Genomic DNA, 16,064 nt, shown 5'->3' on the forward strand with positions numbered 1-16,064 from the left:
ATCAAGGATTATTTATGGAAACTCTCAATTCCATTCTCGATGCTATCGATGGGTACGTCTGGGGCGTTCCCCTCATTGTCATCATCCTCTTTGTAGGCATCCTCCTCACCATCCGTCTCGGCTGTCTGCAGGTCATGAACTTGCACAACGCACTCCGCTTCATGGCGCACAGCGAAAAAGACGGCGCAGGCGAAGTATCCAGCTTCGGAGCGCTCTGCACGGCTCTCGCCGCCACAATCGGTACGGGTAACATCGTCGGTGTGGCAACCGCAATCGGCACCGGTGGCCCTGGCGCCCTCTTCTGGATGGAAGTCGCCGCATTCCTCGGCATGGCAACAAAGTATGCCGAAGGCTTGCTCGCCGTCAAGTACCGCACAGTCGATAAGGAAGGCAAGGTTCTCGGTGGTCCGTTCTATTACATTGAAACGGGTATCAAGGAACGCTTCGGCTGGAACATGAAATGGCTCGCCGTGATCTTTGCCATCTTCGGTATGTGCGCAGGCCTCCTCGGCATTGGCACCATCACGCAGGTCAATGGCATCACGAGCGCCATGGCTCGCCTCACCCCGAACGCCGCTGAATTTGTCAACATCGGCGGCAACTCCGTGAGCGTCACCACAGCAATCGCAGGCCTCCTCGTTACGATCTTTGCGGCAACCGTCATCATCGGCGGTCTCAAGCGCATTGCAAAAGTCTCGATGTACATTGTCCCCATCATGGCAATCATCTACATCATTGCCTGCATTCTCCTTTTGCTCCTCAACTTCTCGCACATTTCTTCTGCCATCGAAACGATTGTGAAGGCAGCGTTCAATCCGTCTGCAGTCACTGGCGGCGTTGTCGGTTCTATCTTTGTTGCGATGCAAAAAGGTATCGCTCGTGGCATTTTCAGTAACGAAGCGGGCCTCGGTTCTGCACCTATTGCTGCGGCCGCAGCAAAGACAAAGGAACCTGTGCGTCAGGGCCTTGTCTGCATGACAGGCACGTTCTTCGATACGATTATCATTTGTACGATGACGGGCCTTGCCATTGTGGTCTCGGGTGCTTGGGATCCGAAGCTCGGGCTCGAAGGCGTGAACATCACGATGGAAGCGTTCTCCCGCGGCCTTGCCATTATCCCGGGCGGCGCCGTGATTGCACCGTACTTCCTTGCCACGGCTCTCGTGTTCTTCGCTTTCACGACGATTCTCGGATGGGCCTACTACTCTGAAAAGTGCTTGCAGTACTTAATTGGCCGCAGGGACAAGAAGGCAATACTCACCTACCGCTGGCTCTACATCTTCGCGATTTTCATTGGACCGTACCTCACGGTAAGCGCGGTCTGGACTAGCGCAGACATCTTCAACGGCTTGATGGCATTCCCGAACCTCATTGCACTTATCCTTCTCTCTGGAATTGTAGCAAACGAAACAAAGACGTTCCTTGCTAAGTTCAAGGGAGATAAAGAGTAGTCATTGGTCTTTGGTCTTTAGTCAATAGTTATTGATTATTAGACGCTAATATGATGGCCCGCGAAAGCGGGCTTCCTTTTTATAAGCAACGAAGCATACAAAAAGACCTCCCGGATGGGAGGTCTTTTTTATTGAATTTATTAAGAGTTACCAGTTAACACCGCAAGAAACGGTATCACCCGGAGCCACCGTAGTCACAACTACAGGGATTGTATAACCATTAATCGTATGCTCCACCTGCAGCTTGGAGGGAATCGAAACGTAGTTGAAACCAGCAACTTCAATTTCATCGAAGGACAATGCGAATTCCTGCTTGCTCTGGCAAACGAGCGTGCAAGTCTTGTCAGCATTGTGCCAAGTTGCAGGCAAATTACCAACGACAGCATAGCTACCAGCCTTGACGAAATTAACCTTATCCTGAGTCGAAGTAATTTTATATTCAGGACCTTCAGTAACCTTCACAGCCGGGCAAGTCACATCAATGATCGTATTATCATCGTTAGCGACTCTGAGTACCGGAGTATAGGCTAAAGTTGCAGCTTCGAAAGTCTGTTCATAAGTAGTTTCACCAGGAACGCCATTCCATTCATAAGCGAGGTTCAAACCGGCACCAGTGGTGCAGCCCGTGACAGACCATTTTGCCGGAGTGCCTGCGGTATAGTCAACAGACCCAGCTTCAACAGCGCACTTACAACCTGTAATCGGTTCGCCATTGACCTGAACCGGAGAGCAATCCACCTGATATACAGCAGCGCCAATGCTAATAGCAACCTTTGCCGTATGCGGACCAGAGGTCGAATACTTAACGCTCTGGGAAAGACCGTTAGCACCTGTTGCAGAAGCCTTATCAGGTGTTGCGCCTTCAAAGCTCCAGTTGAACGAAGCACTAATCAACTGAGTTGCGGCAACAGACGGGTCACGAGTAAACTTCCATGTGACGCCAGTACTTCCACCAGCTTCGTCTTTTTCATAAGTAGACTTAAGCGGAGCGCAAGTACCAATTTGACCGGCACCAGACTTTGCACTACTTGAAGACACACTCGTCGATGAACCCGGGGTAGGAGGTACATAAGCACTAGAAGAACTCAAAACCGGATTCCTAGAAGAAGAAGATCTAACCGTCTTCTGAGAAGAAGAAGACTGGGAAACAGAAGGCGAAGAACTGCTAGATGTAACCACAACTTTCTTCGAGGAACTAGATGGCATGCCACCAGCAAAGCATTCCGGGCAATTAGCTTCTGTCATACGGTCCGTGATAACAGCACCATCGTTTTCAGTGCCCATCGGAATGTTCATAATTTCATCGCCGCCATTCAGCTGAAGAATATCACCACTTCCGCATGCCCAGAAACCTGTGGCAATACCCAAAGCCATCATTCCATAAATCTTTTTATTCATAAAAAAACCTCTTAGGCGAAAAATAAATTAAAATCCCCCAATATGCAAATACTGTAAGTGTTTTTTATTGAGGATTTTCACAAAAAAACGCCCCGGATTATGATTCCGAGACGTTTGTAAAATTAATTATACAGCAATGTGTATTTTAACACTTTTAGAAATCAATCGACTCGCAACCTGGGAGGGTCGGATCTTCTGCACAAGTGGTTGCTTTAGAGCTAGAAGACGATCTAGGCGTTGTCGTCGAAGAAGAGCTTTCTTCCAGTTCCTCCTCAGAAGAGGATGAACTTTCTACCTTGGCTTTAATGACAAGTAAAGGATCAAGATTTCCCTCATCAAGCTCATTACGAGAGCAATCTATCTGATACTTACCATTCCAATACCCCATAGGATAGATAGAAGTACCTGGCTGGGTATATCTCACCGTAATTCGAGTCGAGCCCTTTCCAGACTTTTCACCTTCTACAAGTTCACCGGAAATACCTAAGTCAAACCAGTTATACCTTCCTTCAAGTTCATTTCCTTCACTATCGACGATGTACCAATCAACAGTTTCACCGACAAAGATTTCGTGCTTGCTTACGGCACAATAGCCCATAGGCGTGGAGCTTGAAGAAGATCTCGGTGCCGAAGAAGAAGAGGATTCTTTCTTAGAAGAGGAGGATTCAGCGACAGAGGACGACGAAACAGGATCGTCACCAATATCGACCACGGTGAGGTTTTCACAATCAAATTCAATGCCATCGAAGGTCAGCGTCGGACCATACTTCAGCCCCTTCGTCGTAAACTTGACCATAAGTTCAGGCAGACCAACACCCGTCAGTTCACCGTCGAGAATGCTCTTTTCGACTTCATAGTTCACATCCCATTCGTACTTGGCAGAACCAATGGAATTATCATCGGGCAGATATCGCCAAATAATCTCGTCACCGACATGAACAACATCGGGCTTGATCAAGTCGCACTTGCCCGAAACAACTGGAGCCGGTTCACTGCTAGAAGAGCTCTTGCCAGAACTGGAAGACTTTGTAGAGCTGCTAGAGCCCTTACCGGAGCTAGAAGATTTTGCAGAGCTGCTAGAGCCCTTGCCGGAGCTGGAAGAATTAACCTTCGAAGAGCTAGACTCCTCTTTCGAAGCACTGCTCTTTTCATCCTTCTTCGAGCTACTGCTTTTTATAATCTCTGCTTCGCACCCCTTTTTCTTGCCTTCCTTGCTATTGCAGTAGTCCAAATAAGGTTGCAAAAATTCTTCATCGCTTATAGCATTTTTAGAATTCTGATCGCTCTTAGAAGCAATCATTTCATCACTATCATCGGCTTTCATGATATCGCCTTCGGCACAAGCCCAAAGGAGCAACATCGCTGATGAAAGAAATAACGGTATTAATTTTTTCCTATCCATAATTTTCCCCACTCTTTTATTCTTGCGATTCCCCGTCCACCGAAATTTTGCGCTGGCCCGTAATGAACTGGTGCACATACGGGTTGCTTGTATTCTTGATTTCATCGACGGTCCCCACCTCGATGATTCGACCATTCAAGAGCATGGCAATTCGGTCAGCCACCTTGAATGCACTTACCATGTCGTGCGTCACCACGACAGACGTAACCCCGAGCTTGCTCTGCATATCGAGAATAAGGTCGTTAATCACGTCACTCGTAATCGGGTCCAAGCCCGTTGTTGGTTCATCGTACAAAAGAATTTCCGGATTCAGAGCAATAGCTCTCGCAAGCGCCACACGCTTACGCATACCACCCGAAAGTTCGGAAGGCATCTTTGTACGGAAAGACGGTACGAGGTTGATCATCTGGAGCTTTTCGGTCACCACGTTCTGGATCTCGGCTTCAGAGAGTTCGGGATGATGTTCACGGAGAGCAAAGGCGATATTTTCGCCTGTATCCATGGAGTCAAACAAGGCGCCCATTTGGAACAACATACCCATCTTGCGGCGGATGGTACGCGTATCGAAGAACTGCGGCGTACTGATCGTCACGCCATCGACAGTCACTTCACCGCCATCCGGCTGCAAAAGTCCAATCATGTGCTTAAGAATCACGGACTTGCCTCCGCCAGACTTACCGATGATGACCATCGTCTCGCCACGACGGATGTCGAGGTTCACGTCTTCAAGAACCGTCTGAGGGCCAAAGGACTTCTTGAGCCCCTTGAGTCGAATCGCAATATCATTCGGATCGATTTTTACATTCGGCATAACAACCTCTAGAAGAACATGAACGCATCAAGAATAAAGTCAGAAACCAAAATCATAAGGCAACTCGCCACAACAACACTCATCGTTGCAAGTCCCACGCCATGAGCCCCGGGCTTGGAGTGCGTCCCGTGGTAATAAGCCAATACAAAGATGATTGTACCAAACACAATCGATTTAATAATCCCCGCCCACAAGTCCATATTGCTGAACAGGTACTGCATACCGGTCGAATAGGTGTAGGTCGTGATATCCAAAGCAAGCACACAGACAATCCAGCCACCAATCAGCGCAAGCGCATTGGATATGGCGGTCAGGCACGGAATCATCGTCAAGAACGCAAAGAAGCGCGGCATCGCGAGGTAGCGGTACGGGTCGAGCCCGAGCACCACGTATGCAGAAAGCTCTTCTTTCTCTTTCATGGAACCAAGCTCAGCAGCGACGGCACTCCCCACTCGCCCCGAAAGCACAATAGCCGTAAGGAGCGGTCCAAGTTCAATAAGCACCATCTTGCAGGCGGCCGTCCCCACAAACTTGTCAGATACGAGATTGTGGAATTCGAATTCCGCCATGATAGTTGCAACCATGCCCGTAAAGATGGACGTCACAAACAAAAGCGGGAGCGAGGAAACGCCAACAGAAATCATCTCCTTCACGATGAGTGACGGATTCTTGTGCACAAAGCGGAACTGCTTGATCGTAATGAACAGGATGCAAATACACTCGCCTACAGCAGCGATTGTATCGACAATCTTTTGTCCTATCCAAGTTATCGGTTTCAGAATCAACGTCATAGCACTTCCTTAAAAACTGCCAAAGTCGGCAACCTGCGGTCCACCACCATCGTCATCTGAACCATACTGATAATCTTCGTCGCCACCTTCCATGCCTTGCTGGTCGGTTGCATCGTAGAACGTCGTGTATTCCGGCACGAAGCTCATGTCGATATCCTTCACAGAACCGTTACGGTGCTTAGCCACAATGAGCGTTGCCTTGTAGCGGTCTTCGTCCTTATGCGTCTGCACGAACGGACGTTCCACAAACCACACCATGTCGGCGTCCTGTTCGATAGAACCGGATTCACGCAAGTCCGAAAGCTGCGGGCGTTCACGGCCCTTTTCTTCGACTTTACGGCTGAGCTGAGCGAGTGCAATGACCGGAATGCTCAGTTCCTTTGCCAAGATCTTGAGGCCACGGGAAATCGCACCGATAGCGACAGCGCGGTTTTCTTCCTTGCCGGTCTTCATCAACTGCAAGTAGTCGATGATGAGGAGGTCGAGGTGGCCCTTGTGTTTGAGCTGACGCGCCTTACTCATGAGTTCCATGATACCGAGGTCGGCGTTGTCATCGACAAACAGCGGAGCCTGGTTAATCGGAGTCACGGCGGCGATAATCTTCTTGATTTCATCGGAGTTGAGCTTACCGTTGCGGAGCCTACTCTGGTCGACCTGCGCCTGCGAACAGAGCAGACGTTGGGCAAGCTGGATGCCGTCCATTTCCAAGCTGAAGAACGCGACGTTCTTGCCGTAGCGAATGGCTGCGTTTGCAGCAACGGTCATAGCGAAAGACGTTTTGCCGACACCCGGACGGGCAGCGAGAATAATCAAGTCGGAATTCTGGAGACCGTTCGTAAGTTCATCCAGTTCCGTAATACCTGTAGGCACGCCCGTAATGCCGCCTTCCCTGCGGTTGTTGATGCGCTCCAGAAGAGGCGCCACAAAGTTGTCGATAGACTTTAAGGTGTTGCGCACCTGGTTATCGGCAATCGCAAAGATATCGCGTTCGGCATCTTGAAGCACGTTATCCGGCGTCGAAGCAGGATCCATCGCCTGGCGAATAATATCGGAAGACGTGCGGATGAGCTTGCGGAGCACCGCCTTGCTACGGAGGTGTTCCAACTGCCACGGAACATTCGCCGACGATGCGACGGATTCCATCAATTCAAAAATGTATTCACGGCCACCGACAATGTCGAGCTTCCCCATCTTCGTGAGTTCCGCCGAAAGTGTCACGGGATCGATGGGTGTAACCGCCTTGTTCAAACTGCAAAGTGCGTTCCAAATCAACTGATGACGTTCCATGTAGAAAAAGTCATCGTCACTGATGGCCATAACTGCGGTGCCCATCACTTCGGGATCACGCAAAATACCGCCCAACAGGCAGCGCTCCGCCTCAACATCGGCGGGCATTTGACGACCTTCAAACGACTTGGAATTATTTTCTTCAGACATAACTATACCGATTTAAATATACAATAAAAATTTACATTGATTTTTGGGAAGATGCCCAAAATAAGGCAAAAAGGGGATAAAATGGAGAAGCCCGCTCGGTGGCGGGCATGACATCGCAAAGCGAGAGTGCGCGGGAAGCGCGAAAGGAATGCGCAAGCTACTTGGCGGCGGTGAAAAGCCCGCTGCGCGGGATATGCACCTTCCACGTGAGCCATTTGAGCTGTTTGTCCGTCGTCATCGCGTAGGCATCGACAAGCGATACAGTCTTTGTGCCATTGAAATCAAGCGCTGTTCCTGCGAGTTCGTTGAAGTTCTTGCCCTTGCTGAACACATCGTAGAAAAGCGGCTCGCTAAAGGTAATCATGATTTCGGGGGCGATAAAGGAAAGTTCCTTTGTTAGCATTCGACGGAGCGAGGCGAGCAGGATCGGAGATAGTGCTCGCGGAGCATCTTTGTAGAAATACGTAACTCCAAGGGTTTCCGGGGCGTAACCGAGGCTTCCGAACAAACGCACAAGCATCTCGCCAGTCGGAGACTGGAAGAATTTGTCTGTAGATTCGCCGGGCTTCGGAGCGGCAAGGAGAATCAGAAGGCGCGGGTGCTCCGGGCCTTCGTAGCGAACAACATTCGCGGCACGCGCGTAAAGTGCGTCGGTCTTGAGCGCATCGTAGAAGGCGCCGATGGAATCGGCGAGTTCGTACGCGGCAGTCGTCTTCTTGACGGCGCGCGGGGCAATGGTGAGGCCTGCATCGAGCTTTGGCGCCGGGGCCGGACGCGGAGAAGGCGCAGGTTGTGCGGGAGCGCCAAATGCAGACTGTTGAAACGCGGACTGCTGAAAAGCGGGCTGCGCGGGAGCCTGGAAAGCAGACTGCGCCGCAGATGGGAACGGAGCGGGGTTCTTCGGGGCGGTCGTTTGAGACGGCTGCGGGAATGGAGCCGGATTTGCCGGGCGCATTTGCGGCATCGGATTAGCTGGGCGCGGAGCCCCAGCAGGAACGGCGGACTTTTTACGAGTCAATGTCCACGGTTCATCAAGGAGCAAGTCCTCCTCGCCCATGTCCATTTGGCCTTGCAGATATTTGCGAAGTTCGCTAAAATCAAATTCTTCGGGCATACCGTTCCTCTAAGCGTTCTTTAACTGATCAAGGCTAAAATCTACAATTTCTTGAGCGAGATCGATTTTGGAGCCCATCTTCATCTCGGGAATTTCAACCTCGGCAGCGTTTTGTGCATTGCGAGAGTTCGCGCGGATCAAGGTGTAACGGACTTCGTCAAAACCGAAACCGCTGTTTGCTGCCACGGGAGCGTTGAGGAGAAGTGCATCGGCACCGCTCTTTTTAAGCTTTTCAGCCGCATGTTCCTTAAAGTGGTCCGTTTCTAGCGCAAAACCGACAATGATTTGGTCAGCACGCTTTTGAGCGACGCTATCGCGCAAGATGTTCGGATTCGGTTCGAGTTCCAAGACGAGCTGGCTACGGCTATCCTTGATTTTTTCGGTAGCGGTCACCTTCGGGCGATAATCCGCCACGGCGGCGCAATGCACGAGCACATCGGCATTTTTCATCTGTTCAAGAACCGCCTTGTGCATGTCACAAGCACTCTTGATTCTTGTCACATGGACGGCGCCGGGGAATTCAGCTTCCATCGGACCAGCGACAACGCTTACATCAAAACCATTCGCCAGGAACGTCGCAGCAATTGCAACGGCAGTCTTTCCACTACTACGGTTCGAAATGTAGCGCACCGGGTCAATAGCTTCTTCCGTGCGACCCGCTGTGATGAGGACGCGGCGCACGCGTTCACCGGATGCAGGAAGGTCCTGCAAGGCGGTTTCTTGAAGGTACTGCGCGGCAGGAGATTGCTTCGCTCTGTTATACTCCGCTCGCAATGACGAATTTGACGCAGATGAAATAGGCGATGCCGGAACGGAGTCCGGCATGACACTCGCACCTTCCAGATATTCCACGATTTCGGCAGGATCGAGGAGGCGGCCTTTGCCGACTTCACCACAAGCAAGCTCGCCCGCCGGGCTATCCATCACGAACGTATTTTCAAAACTGCGGAGCGTTTCAAGGTTGCGCTTGACTGCCGGAGAATTGAACATCGCAACATTCATCGCAGGGGCGATAAAACGCGGACCCGTGCAGCTCATAAAGCAAAGGCTCACAGGGTCATCGGCAATACCATAGACAAACTTTCCAATGACATTTGCGGTCGCTGGAACGACGAGGTACATATCCGCCCAACGAGGGAAATCGATGTGTTGGAAAGGGCGCGCTTCGACGGCGCCGTTCTTCAAGTAAACCGGGCATTTGGAGAGGCTTGCAAACGTAAGCGGGGCAACGAACTGTGTGGCGGCTTCAGTCATGCAGACACGCACTTCGGCGCCTTTCTTTTGCAACAGGCGCAAAAGTTCACAAGACTTGTAGGCGGCAATTCCGCCCGAGACTCCAAGAAGGATTTTCTTTCCAGCAAGATTCATGAAATGCAAGATAGAAAAATAAAGAGAAATAGCTTAGTTAATAGTCATTGGTCAATAGTCATTAGAGATTTCTTATTAAAATCATTACTGAAAGTAAAGAACTTCACAATAGTATCGCTAATCCGCTTTAATATCCATGATGCTAAAAATATGACGGCAAAAGTCAGGCACAGCAGCACCATAACATTCCATTCCGTAAAGTTCCAGTGCATTCTTTCGAAAATCTTGATAAAAGCCATTTGTGCCCATACAATGCCCACATGTTGCACTAAAAACACGCAATAAGAAAGTTTCGCGAGTTTTTGAACAGGAAGACGAAGCGTCCTAAAACGCAACAGGAACGGGGCTATATATAATACCACCACAAACAGAGCAAGGGCGGCGATAGTCCCCAAGCAATCTGTATTGATTCGACCGGGGATATCGACAAACGTGAGCACAACAAACACTACAGCCGAAACCAAAACGAGTCGCAAATCTTTTAAACGATCCAAGTTTTCGACCAGCATAAAACCGACGCAAAATTTCAAAGATAAAGTCACAGGTAAGGCACCAAACACATCATCATATTCTGCAGGAATCAAGTATTGACAAGAATAAAGCACCGCAAGAGTAGACAACGTCAAATAAGGCCTATGACGATAGCACTTGGCAAGCAACGGGAACAATAAGTACAAAAGTACAATGGCCCCAACAAACCAATCACCGCAAAAAACATAAGTATCAACGCCATACTGCCGAACGTAGCCATCAAAGCCCACTATCGTAAACAACAGCTTAAGCGGATGCCCCATAAAGAATACGTTGCCATCCGCCATAAAATGGCGGATCATCGTCAAGGGAATATAAAGGCTCAAAATCCAAAACGGCGGATAGATTGTCTTGAAACGCTTTATATAAAATTCTTTAAAAGCACCTTTTTCAGAAAAACCGATTGTTCCATACTTTTTATAAAGTAGCCCTCCTGAAAGAGCTATAAAAAGTGTAACAGCAATATTCCCAAAATCATAGTTTACTGTTGTGCAGAACAAATTAAAGCAAGGGATACCTTCTGCTACATATTGCAATGCGAAATGGTATGTAACCACAAACAACATTGCCAACACACGCAAAACATCTAATTCTTGAATACGTTTTTGCATAAAGTTAAAATAGCAAACTAATTAAAAAAAGAAACCCCACAGTTGCCTGCGGGATTCCTTTAAGCTTTAGTTTAAAACCAAATTAAGCTTCAGCTTCTTCGGACTTTTCAGCCTTCTTCTTGGAAGCCTTCTTCTTCGGAGCAACAGCGTCGCCAATCGTGGTGCCGTTTTCGCCCGGCTTGTGGGAGTCCATCCAAGCCTTGAGTTCAGCGGATTCACGGTTCTTGAAGTAGTCAACAACGGAGAGGTAGATCTTGCGGTTGTTCTGATCGATTTCGGTCACGACAGCCGGAACTTCGTCGCCAACCTTGAATGCATCGGCCGGAACCTTGATGTATTCAGCAGTGAGCTTGGAGACCGGGATAAAGCCTTCGATACCGTCAGCGAGTTCAACCACGACGCCGCGGTCGAGCATGCGAACGATCTTGCCCTTGACTTCAGAGTCAACCGGGTAGGTGGAATCGATAGAATCCCACGGGTCTTCGGTGAGGTGCTTCATGGAGAGAGAAATGCGGCGCTTTTCCTTATCGACGGCGAGCACGACGCATTCAACCTTGTCACCCTTCTTGACCATTTCGTTCGGGTGGGTGATCTTCTTGGTCCAGGACATGTCAGAGACGTGGATGAGGCCATCAACACCTTCCTTGATTTCGACGAATGCGCCGAAGGAAGCGATGTTGCGGATTTCACCGACGACGCGTGCGCCCGGCGGAAGTTCGGTTTCGATAGAATCCCACGGATCAGATTCGAGCTGCTTCATGCCGAGAGAGATACGTTCTGCATCTTCTTCAACCTTGAGAACAACAGCTTCGACTTCCTGACCGACGGTGAGGATTTTGGACGGGTGCTTGACGTGCTGGGTCCAGGACATTTCAGAAACGTGGATGAGACCTTCAACACCGCTGTCGAGTTCGACGAATGCACCGTAATCAGTGATGGAAACAACCTTACCCTTGACGATAGCGCCTTCCGGATAACGTTCGGCGATATCCTTCCACGGATGCGGCTTAAGCTGCTTCATGCCGAGAGAGATGCGTTCCTTCTTGTCGTTGAAGTCGAGAACCATAACTTCGACTTCCTGACCGAGCTGAAGCATTTCGGACGGGTGGTTGATGCGCTTGTAGCTCATGTCGGTGATGTGGAGGAGGCCATCTACGCCGCCAAGGTCGATGAATGCACCGAAGTCGGTGATGTTCTTGACGATACCCTTGCGGACCTGGTTCTTCTCGAGAGTTTCGAGAACGTCGCCACGCTGCTTGTTGCGTTCTTCTTCGAGAACAACACGGCGAGAAACGACGATGTTGCGACGAGCCTTGTTGACCTTGATAACCTTGAGGTCGAATTCCTGGCCGATAAGAGCGTTGATGTCCGGAATCTGACGGAGGTCGATCTGAGAGCCCGGGAGGAAGGCATCGATACCAAAGAGGTCGACGACAACGCCGCCCTTGATGCGCTTCGTGAGAGTGCCGCGTACGACTTCGTTGTTTTCGAATGCAGCGTGGATGCGATCCCACACGCGAACGAAGTCAGCCTTCTGCTTGGAGAGGATGAGGCGACCGTCTTCGTCTTCGAGCTTTTCGACGAACACTTCGATTTCGGAACCGAGTTCGAGAGAATCAGTATCCTTGAATTCGGCGCGATCAATAACGCCTTCGGACTTGTAGTTCACGTCGACGAGAACTTCCTGGTCGTTCACCTGGCTGATCTTACCCGTGACGAGCTTGCCCTGTTCGAGGCAGCCCATGCCGGCATAGACGTCAGCGTTAGCCTTGCGGAAGTCCGGGGAGCATTCACCCTGGGCGGCGAGAATTTCTTCGAGATCTTCTTGAGTTCCGAATTTGAGATTTTGAGACATATTAGTTAATTGGGTTGTGGTAACAAAGGATTCAGGCTACGCCACTACACCTACGTAGTCGAGAATCTTTTGAACCTGTTGTTCGATTGAGATGTGTGTAGTGTCAATTTCAATAGCATCGTCCGCCTTCTTTAACGGGGCGGTCGCACGAGAGGAGTCCAGACGGTCGCGTTCGACCAAGTTATTGAGGACTTCTTCGAGGGTAACTTTTTCGCCTTTTTCAAGGAGTTCCTTGTAGCGGCGTTCGGCGCGGACCTTCACGTCCGTCACCATGAAAAACTTGTACTTCGCATCGGGGAAAACGACCGTTCCGATATCGCGACCATCCAGAATGCAGCTCTGCTTCTTGCCAATTTCGCGCTGCTGCTTGGTCATTGCGGCGCGGACAGACGGGAGGGCGCAGTAGATGCTCACGTTGCTCGATACGCGCATGCCACGGATTTCAGATTCGCGGCAGACACCGTTAACGAGGATGCGGTTTTCGGAATCAAACCCGAGTGTGAGGTTAGAGAGCAATTCGTCCATAGCCTTGCCTTCTTCAGCGGAAAGACCGGCATCGAGAGCGGCAAGTGTCACGGCGCGGTACATCGCACCAGTGTCGAGGTAGGTAATGCCCAATTTTTTTGCAATAATCTTTGCGGTAGTACTCTTGCCTGTGCCAGAGCCCCCATCAAGGGCGATAACAAAATTTTCCGAATTACTCATGAGTGGGGACAAAAATAGAAAATTGCGCCAATAAATCAATAGTAATAATCGTAATAGTCCGGGTTATCGTAGTAATAATAGTAGGCTTCGTTTTTGTTAGAGTTGATGAAGACGACTTCGGAGCCATCGGCATAGACAACCATGCGGGTATAGTTCCCCTCAAAATCGTAATAGCGCGTTCCATGATTGTAACCGACATCGTAATCGCGCGGGTTATAGTAGGAGCAATTATCATCGACGCAAAGGGTAGCATAGCCATCGTGTGTAATCCGCAGGTCAACACTCATGGAAGGTGACATGGAATAGGTATCCGAGCAGTCGTATGGCTGATCAAAAGCATCATAACGGCAGTCCACTTCATAATAATAGTGGAATCGCCTGCTGAAAGAGGAACCACCGTCATCGGGACCAACGCTCCACCCATCGGTGCAGGCAGAAACAGCCAAAGCAGCAAGCCCCAGCCCAGCAACATTCCGAATCAAAGCAAAAAGACTATTCATCACATGCTCCTACAAAAAATCCCCCGACAAGATGTCGAGGGAATATAATCTACAAAAAAGAATCACCCAAAAGAAAAATTACTTGTAGTCACCGTTATAGGACTCAGCAGAAGTACCATCTTCACGAGTGGATTCCGGAGCAAGGAGTTCACCCGTGCTGCCATACTTGCGCTTTTCATCGTCCGTGAGGCGGTTCGTGAGAACTTCAACCTGCTGTTCCTGGTGAGCCGTAGCTTCTTCTTCCTGAAGAATCTTCTGACCTTCTTCGATGCGACGCTTGATGCGGTCATCTTCCATCTGCTTCAGGTTCGTGCCAACCTTAGCCTGTTCTTCGGAAACTTTGTAGCGTTCGTTGGTTTCGTCCATGACAGCCTTGATGCCCACGAGACGACCATCGCTATCGACGCCAAGACCAGCCTTGCGGAGCGTAGAAAGCGGAAGACGGCTTGCTGCAGTCTGGTATTCCGGCAAGAATTCGTAGCCATCCGAGGTGCCAATCTGGCGAGCTTCGTCCGGGGTCACATAGGCAAGAGCATCCTGCCAACGGGAGCTCTGGACACTAGAGGTGAAAGATACGAGGGCATTATCCAAAGCCTCGCCTTCGTCCTTCGGACCGCTGCCTGCGCAGCCCATAAGGAACAAACTAATAGCAGATAAAATAACCAATAATTTTTTCATGGGGTACTCCTCCGAAAAAAATCCTACCAAAATATAAACATAAATATCACAAACATTCAAATAAATGTTCCATTTTTCCTTAAAATGTACCCATTTTTGGCATTTTCCTCAATTTGCCACGTTCTTTTTCTACATTACGTCTACCGTATGAACGAATCTAATTCCCAGTCTGAAGAAATCAAGGCACCCGTAACGGGCGAAAAGTCTGACGTTTACCGTATCCGCACCAAGGATAACAGGGAAATCATCCTTGTCGGTACCGCCCACATTTCGCAAGTATCCAAGGAACTCGTCCACGATACCATCGAAACGGAAAACCCCAATACCGTTTGCGTGGAGCTCGACGAAGGCAGACTCAAGTCCATCCAGGACCCAAACCGCTGGAAGAACACAGACTTGAAAGACGTCATACGCAAAAAGCAGCTCGCGACCCTCATCGCAAACCTCGTGCTTGGATCATACCAAAAGCGCATGGGCGCACAGACAGGCGTAAAGCCCGGTTCCGAACTCAAGGAAGCGGTCGACCTCGCCAACGAGAAAAATATCCCTATCGTCCTTGCTGACCGCGATATCAAGATTACGCTCAAGCGCACCTGGGCTTGCACGCCATGGTACCGCAAGTTTAGCCTCTTGGGCGGACTTTTCGCAAGCATTTTCGACAAGACCGAAATCAGCGAAGAAGAACTCCAGAAGATCAAGGAAAAGGATGCCCTCAACTCCATGATGCAGGAGTTCGGCAAGACGTTCCCCGAAGTGAAGCAAGTACTCATCGATGAACGCGACCAGTTCCTCGCGAGCAAAATCAAGAACGCTCCGGGCGACAAGGTTGTTGCAGTCGTGGGTGCAGGGCACATGCGCGGCATCGCAGGCATTATCGAAGAAGACAAGGAACTCCCGAGCGAGGAATCGATTTCCGTCATCCCGAAGGGAACGGCCATTTGGAAGATTATCGGCTGGTCCATTACACTCGCGATTATCGCAAGCATCGTACTCGTCGGCTATTTCGCAGGCATCGAAAAGGCGGGGCAGCTGAGTTTGCAGTGGGCAATGCTCACAGGCGGTGGCGCTATGCTCGGCGCCATTATCGCCGGCGGTCATCCGCTGACCATACTTGTGGCACTAGTCATGGCTCCGTTTACAGGACTTACCCCGCTCATCGGCGTCGGATTTTTCACGGCACTTACGCAGGTCTACATGCGACCGCCTCGCGTGTCTGAAATGGAAACACTAACAGACGACATTTGGCAGGTCAAGCGCTGGTGGAAGAACCGTGTGACGAGAGTCATCCTCTGCTTCTTGTGCCCAGGCATTCCAGCCATCATCGGCAAAATTCTCGCAATTTTCAAGATTTATCAAGCATTTTAGGACCAACCGCGGGTGGCGGTCTGACGCATAAAGAAAGTCGCGCTGCA

General features: G+C 50.0%; 14 protein-coding genes. 2 read left to right on the forward strand and 12 right to left on the reverse strand.

What is annotated here, in order from left to right:
* The first annotated feature begins 14 nt into the window (after positions 1-14).
* Positions 15-1,451 carry an alanine/glycine:cation symporter family protein gene (locus B9Y77_RS14545; protein ID WP_085492172.1) on the forward strand — a complete coding sequence of 479 codons (1,437 nt, stop codon included), beginning with the start codon at positions 15-17 and terminating at the stop codon, positions 1,449-1,451.
* Between the two features lie 147 nt (positions 1,452-1,598).
* On the opposite strand, the gene B9Y77_RS14550 is transcribed toward B9Y77_RS14545, so the two are convergent.
* From B9Y77_RS14550 to B9Y77_RS14605, 12 genes are all read right to left on the reverse strand, one after another.
* Positions 1,599-2,849: a hypothetical protein gene (locus tag B9Y77_RS14550; protein ID WP_085492173.1), complete on the reverse strand. Its 1,251-nt coding sequence runs from the start codon at positions 2,847-2,849 to the stop codon at positions 1,599-1,601.
* A gap of 154 nt (positions 2,850-3,003) precedes the next feature.
* Positions 3,004-4,209 carry a hypothetical protein gene (locus tag B9Y77_RS14555; protein ID WP_254900062.1) on the reverse strand — a complete coding sequence of 402 codons (1,206 nt, stop codon included), beginning with the start codon at positions 4,207-4,209 and terminating at the stop codon, positions 3,004-3,006.
* Between the two features lie 58 nt (positions 4,210-4,267).
* The gene (locus tag B9Y77_RS14560) at positions 4,268-5,062 is read right to left on the reverse strand and encodes an ABC transporter ATP-binding protein (protein ID WP_014545511.1); all 795 of its coding nucleotides are present in this window, start codon (positions 5,060-5,062) and stop codon (positions 4,268-4,270) included.
* A gap of 8 nt (positions 5,063-5,070) precedes the next feature.
* On the reverse strand, positions 5,071-5,853 hold the full coding sequence (locus B9Y77_RS14565; RefSeq protein WP_085492175.1) for an MlaE family ABC transporter permease: 783 nt from the start codon (positions 5,851-5,853) through the stop codon (positions 5,071-5,073).
* 9 nt (positions 5,854-5,862) lie between these two features.
* Positions 5,863-7,290 (reverse strand): replicative DNA helicase, encoded by a 1,428-nt coding sequence (gene dnaB, locus B9Y77_RS14570; protein WP_085492176.1) that lies wholly within the window; start codon positions 7,288-7,290, stop codon positions 5,863-5,865.
* 157 nt (positions 7,291-7,447) lie between these two features.
* The gene (locus tag B9Y77_RS14575; protein ID WP_085492177.1) at positions 7,448-8,404 is read right to left on the reverse strand and encodes a uracil-DNA glycosylase family protein; all 957 of its coding nucleotides are present in this window, start codon (positions 8,402-8,404) and stop codon (positions 7,448-7,450) included.
* Positions 8,405-8,413: 9 nt separating this feature from the next.
* Positions 8,414-9,772, reverse strand: a complete 1,359-nt coding sequence (locus B9Y77_RS14580) for a bifunctional phosphopantothenoylcysteine decarboxylase/phosphopantothenate synthase (RefSeq protein ID WP_085492178.1) — start codon at positions 9,770-9,772, stop codon at positions 8,414-8,416.
* Positions 9,773-9,816: 44 nt separating this feature from the next.
* Complete coding sequence (locus B9Y77_RS14585) at positions 9,817-10,914, reverse strand: acyltransferase family protein (RefSeq protein ID WP_085492179.1); 1,098 nt, start codon at positions 10,912-10,914, stop codon at positions 9,817-9,819.
* A gap of 82 nt (positions 10,915-10,996) precedes the next feature.
* Positions 10,997-12,769 (reverse strand): 30S ribosomal protein S1, encoded by a 1,773-nt coding sequence (locus tag B9Y77_RS14590; protein ID WP_085492180.1) that lies wholly within the window; start codon positions 12,767-12,769, stop codon positions 10,997-10,999.
* 36 nt (positions 12,770-12,805) lie between these two features.
* Positions 12,806-13,474: a (d)CMP kinase gene (gene cmk, locus B9Y77_RS14595; RefSeq protein ID WP_085492181.1), complete on the reverse strand. Its 669-nt coding sequence runs from the start codon at positions 13,472-13,474 to the stop codon at positions 12,806-12,808.
* Positions 13,475-13,509: 35 nt separating this feature from the next.
* The gene (locus tag B9Y77_RS14600) at positions 13,510-13,974 is read right to left on the reverse strand and encodes a hypothetical protein (RefSeq protein ID WP_085492182.1); all 465 of its coding nucleotides are present in this window, start codon (positions 13,972-13,974) and stop codon (positions 13,510-13,512) included.
* A 78-nt stretch (positions 13,975-14,052) separates the two neighbouring features.
* Positions 14,053-14,652 carry a hypothetical protein gene (locus B9Y77_RS14605; protein WP_085492183.1) on the reverse strand — a complete coding sequence of 200 codons (600 nt, stop codon included), beginning with the start codon at positions 14,650-14,652 and terminating at the stop codon, positions 14,053-14,055.
* A gap of 147 nt (positions 14,653-14,799) precedes the next feature.
* Here B9Y77_RS14605 and B9Y77_RS14610 point away from each other — a divergent pair, with 147 nt between their 5' ends.
* Positions 14,800-16,017, forward strand: a complete 1,218-nt coding sequence (locus B9Y77_RS14610) for a TraB/GumN family protein (protein WP_085492184.1) — start codon at positions 14,800-14,802, stop codon at positions 16,015-16,017.
* The last annotated feature ends 47 nt before the right edge of the window (positions 16,018-16,064 follow it).

Source organism: Fibrobacter sp. UWB13 (genome assembly GCF_900177805.1).
Classification (GTDB): Bacteria; Fibrobacterota; Fibrobacteria; order Fibrobacterales; family Fibrobacteraceae; genus Fibrobacter.

Excerpts from the sequence above, each read along its gene's own strand:
- B9Y77_RS14545 (WP_085492172.1), top strand. The coding sequence starts at position 15 with ATGGAAACTCTCAATTCCATTCTCGATGCTATCGATGGGTACGTCTGG.
- B9Y77_RS14550 (WP_085492173.1), bottom strand. The coding sequence starts at position 2,849 with ATGAATAAAAAGATTTATGGAATGATGGCTTTGGGTATTGCCACAGGT.
- B9Y77_RS14555 (WP_254900062.1), bottom strand. The coding sequence starts at position 4,209 with ATGTTGCTCCTTTGGGCTTGTGCCGAAGGCGATATCATGAAAGCCGAT.
- B9Y77_RS14560 (WP_014545511.1), bottom strand. The coding sequence starts at position 5,062 with ATGCCGAATGTAAAAATCGATCCGAATGATATTGCGATTCGACTCAAG.
- B9Y77_RS14565 (WP_085492175.1), bottom strand. The coding sequence starts at position 5,853 with ATGACGTTGATTCTGAAACCGATAACTTGGATAGGACAAAAGATTGTC.
- dnaB (WP_085492176.1), bottom strand. The coding sequence starts at position 7,290 with ATGTCTGAAGAAAATAATTCCAAGTCGTTTGAAGGTCGTCAAATGCCC.
- B9Y77_RS14575 (WP_085492177.1), bottom strand. The coding sequence starts at position 8,404 with ATGCCCGAAGAATTTGATTTTAGCGAACTTCGCAAATATCTGCAAGGC.
- B9Y77_RS14580 (WP_085492178.1), bottom strand. The coding sequence starts at position 9,772 with ATGAATCTTGCTGGAAAGAAAATCCTTCTTGGAGTCTCGGGCGGAATT.
- B9Y77_RS14585 (WP_085492179.1), bottom strand. The coding sequence starts at position 10,914 with ATGCAAAAACGTATTCAAGAATTAGATGTTTTGCGTGTGTTGGCAATG.
- B9Y77_RS14590 (WP_085492180.1), bottom strand. The coding sequence starts at position 12,769 with ATGTCTCAAAATCTCAAATTCGGAACTCAAGAAGATCTCGAAGAAATT.
- cmk (WP_085492181.1), bottom strand. The coding sequence starts at position 13,474 with ATGAGTAATTCGGAAAATTTTGTTATCGCCCTTGATGGGGGCTCTGGC.
- B9Y77_RS14600 (WP_085492182.1), bottom strand. The coding sequence starts at position 13,974 with ATGAATAGTCTTTTTGCTTTGATTCGGAATGTTGCTGGGCTGGGGCTT.
- B9Y77_RS14605 (WP_085492183.1), bottom strand. The coding sequence starts at position 14,652 with ATGAAAAAATTATTGGTTATTTTATCTGCTATTAGTTTGTTCCTTATG.
- B9Y77_RS14610 (WP_085492184.1), top strand. The coding sequence starts at position 14,800 with ATGAACGAATCTAATTCCCAGTCTGAAGAAATCAAGGCACCCGTAACG.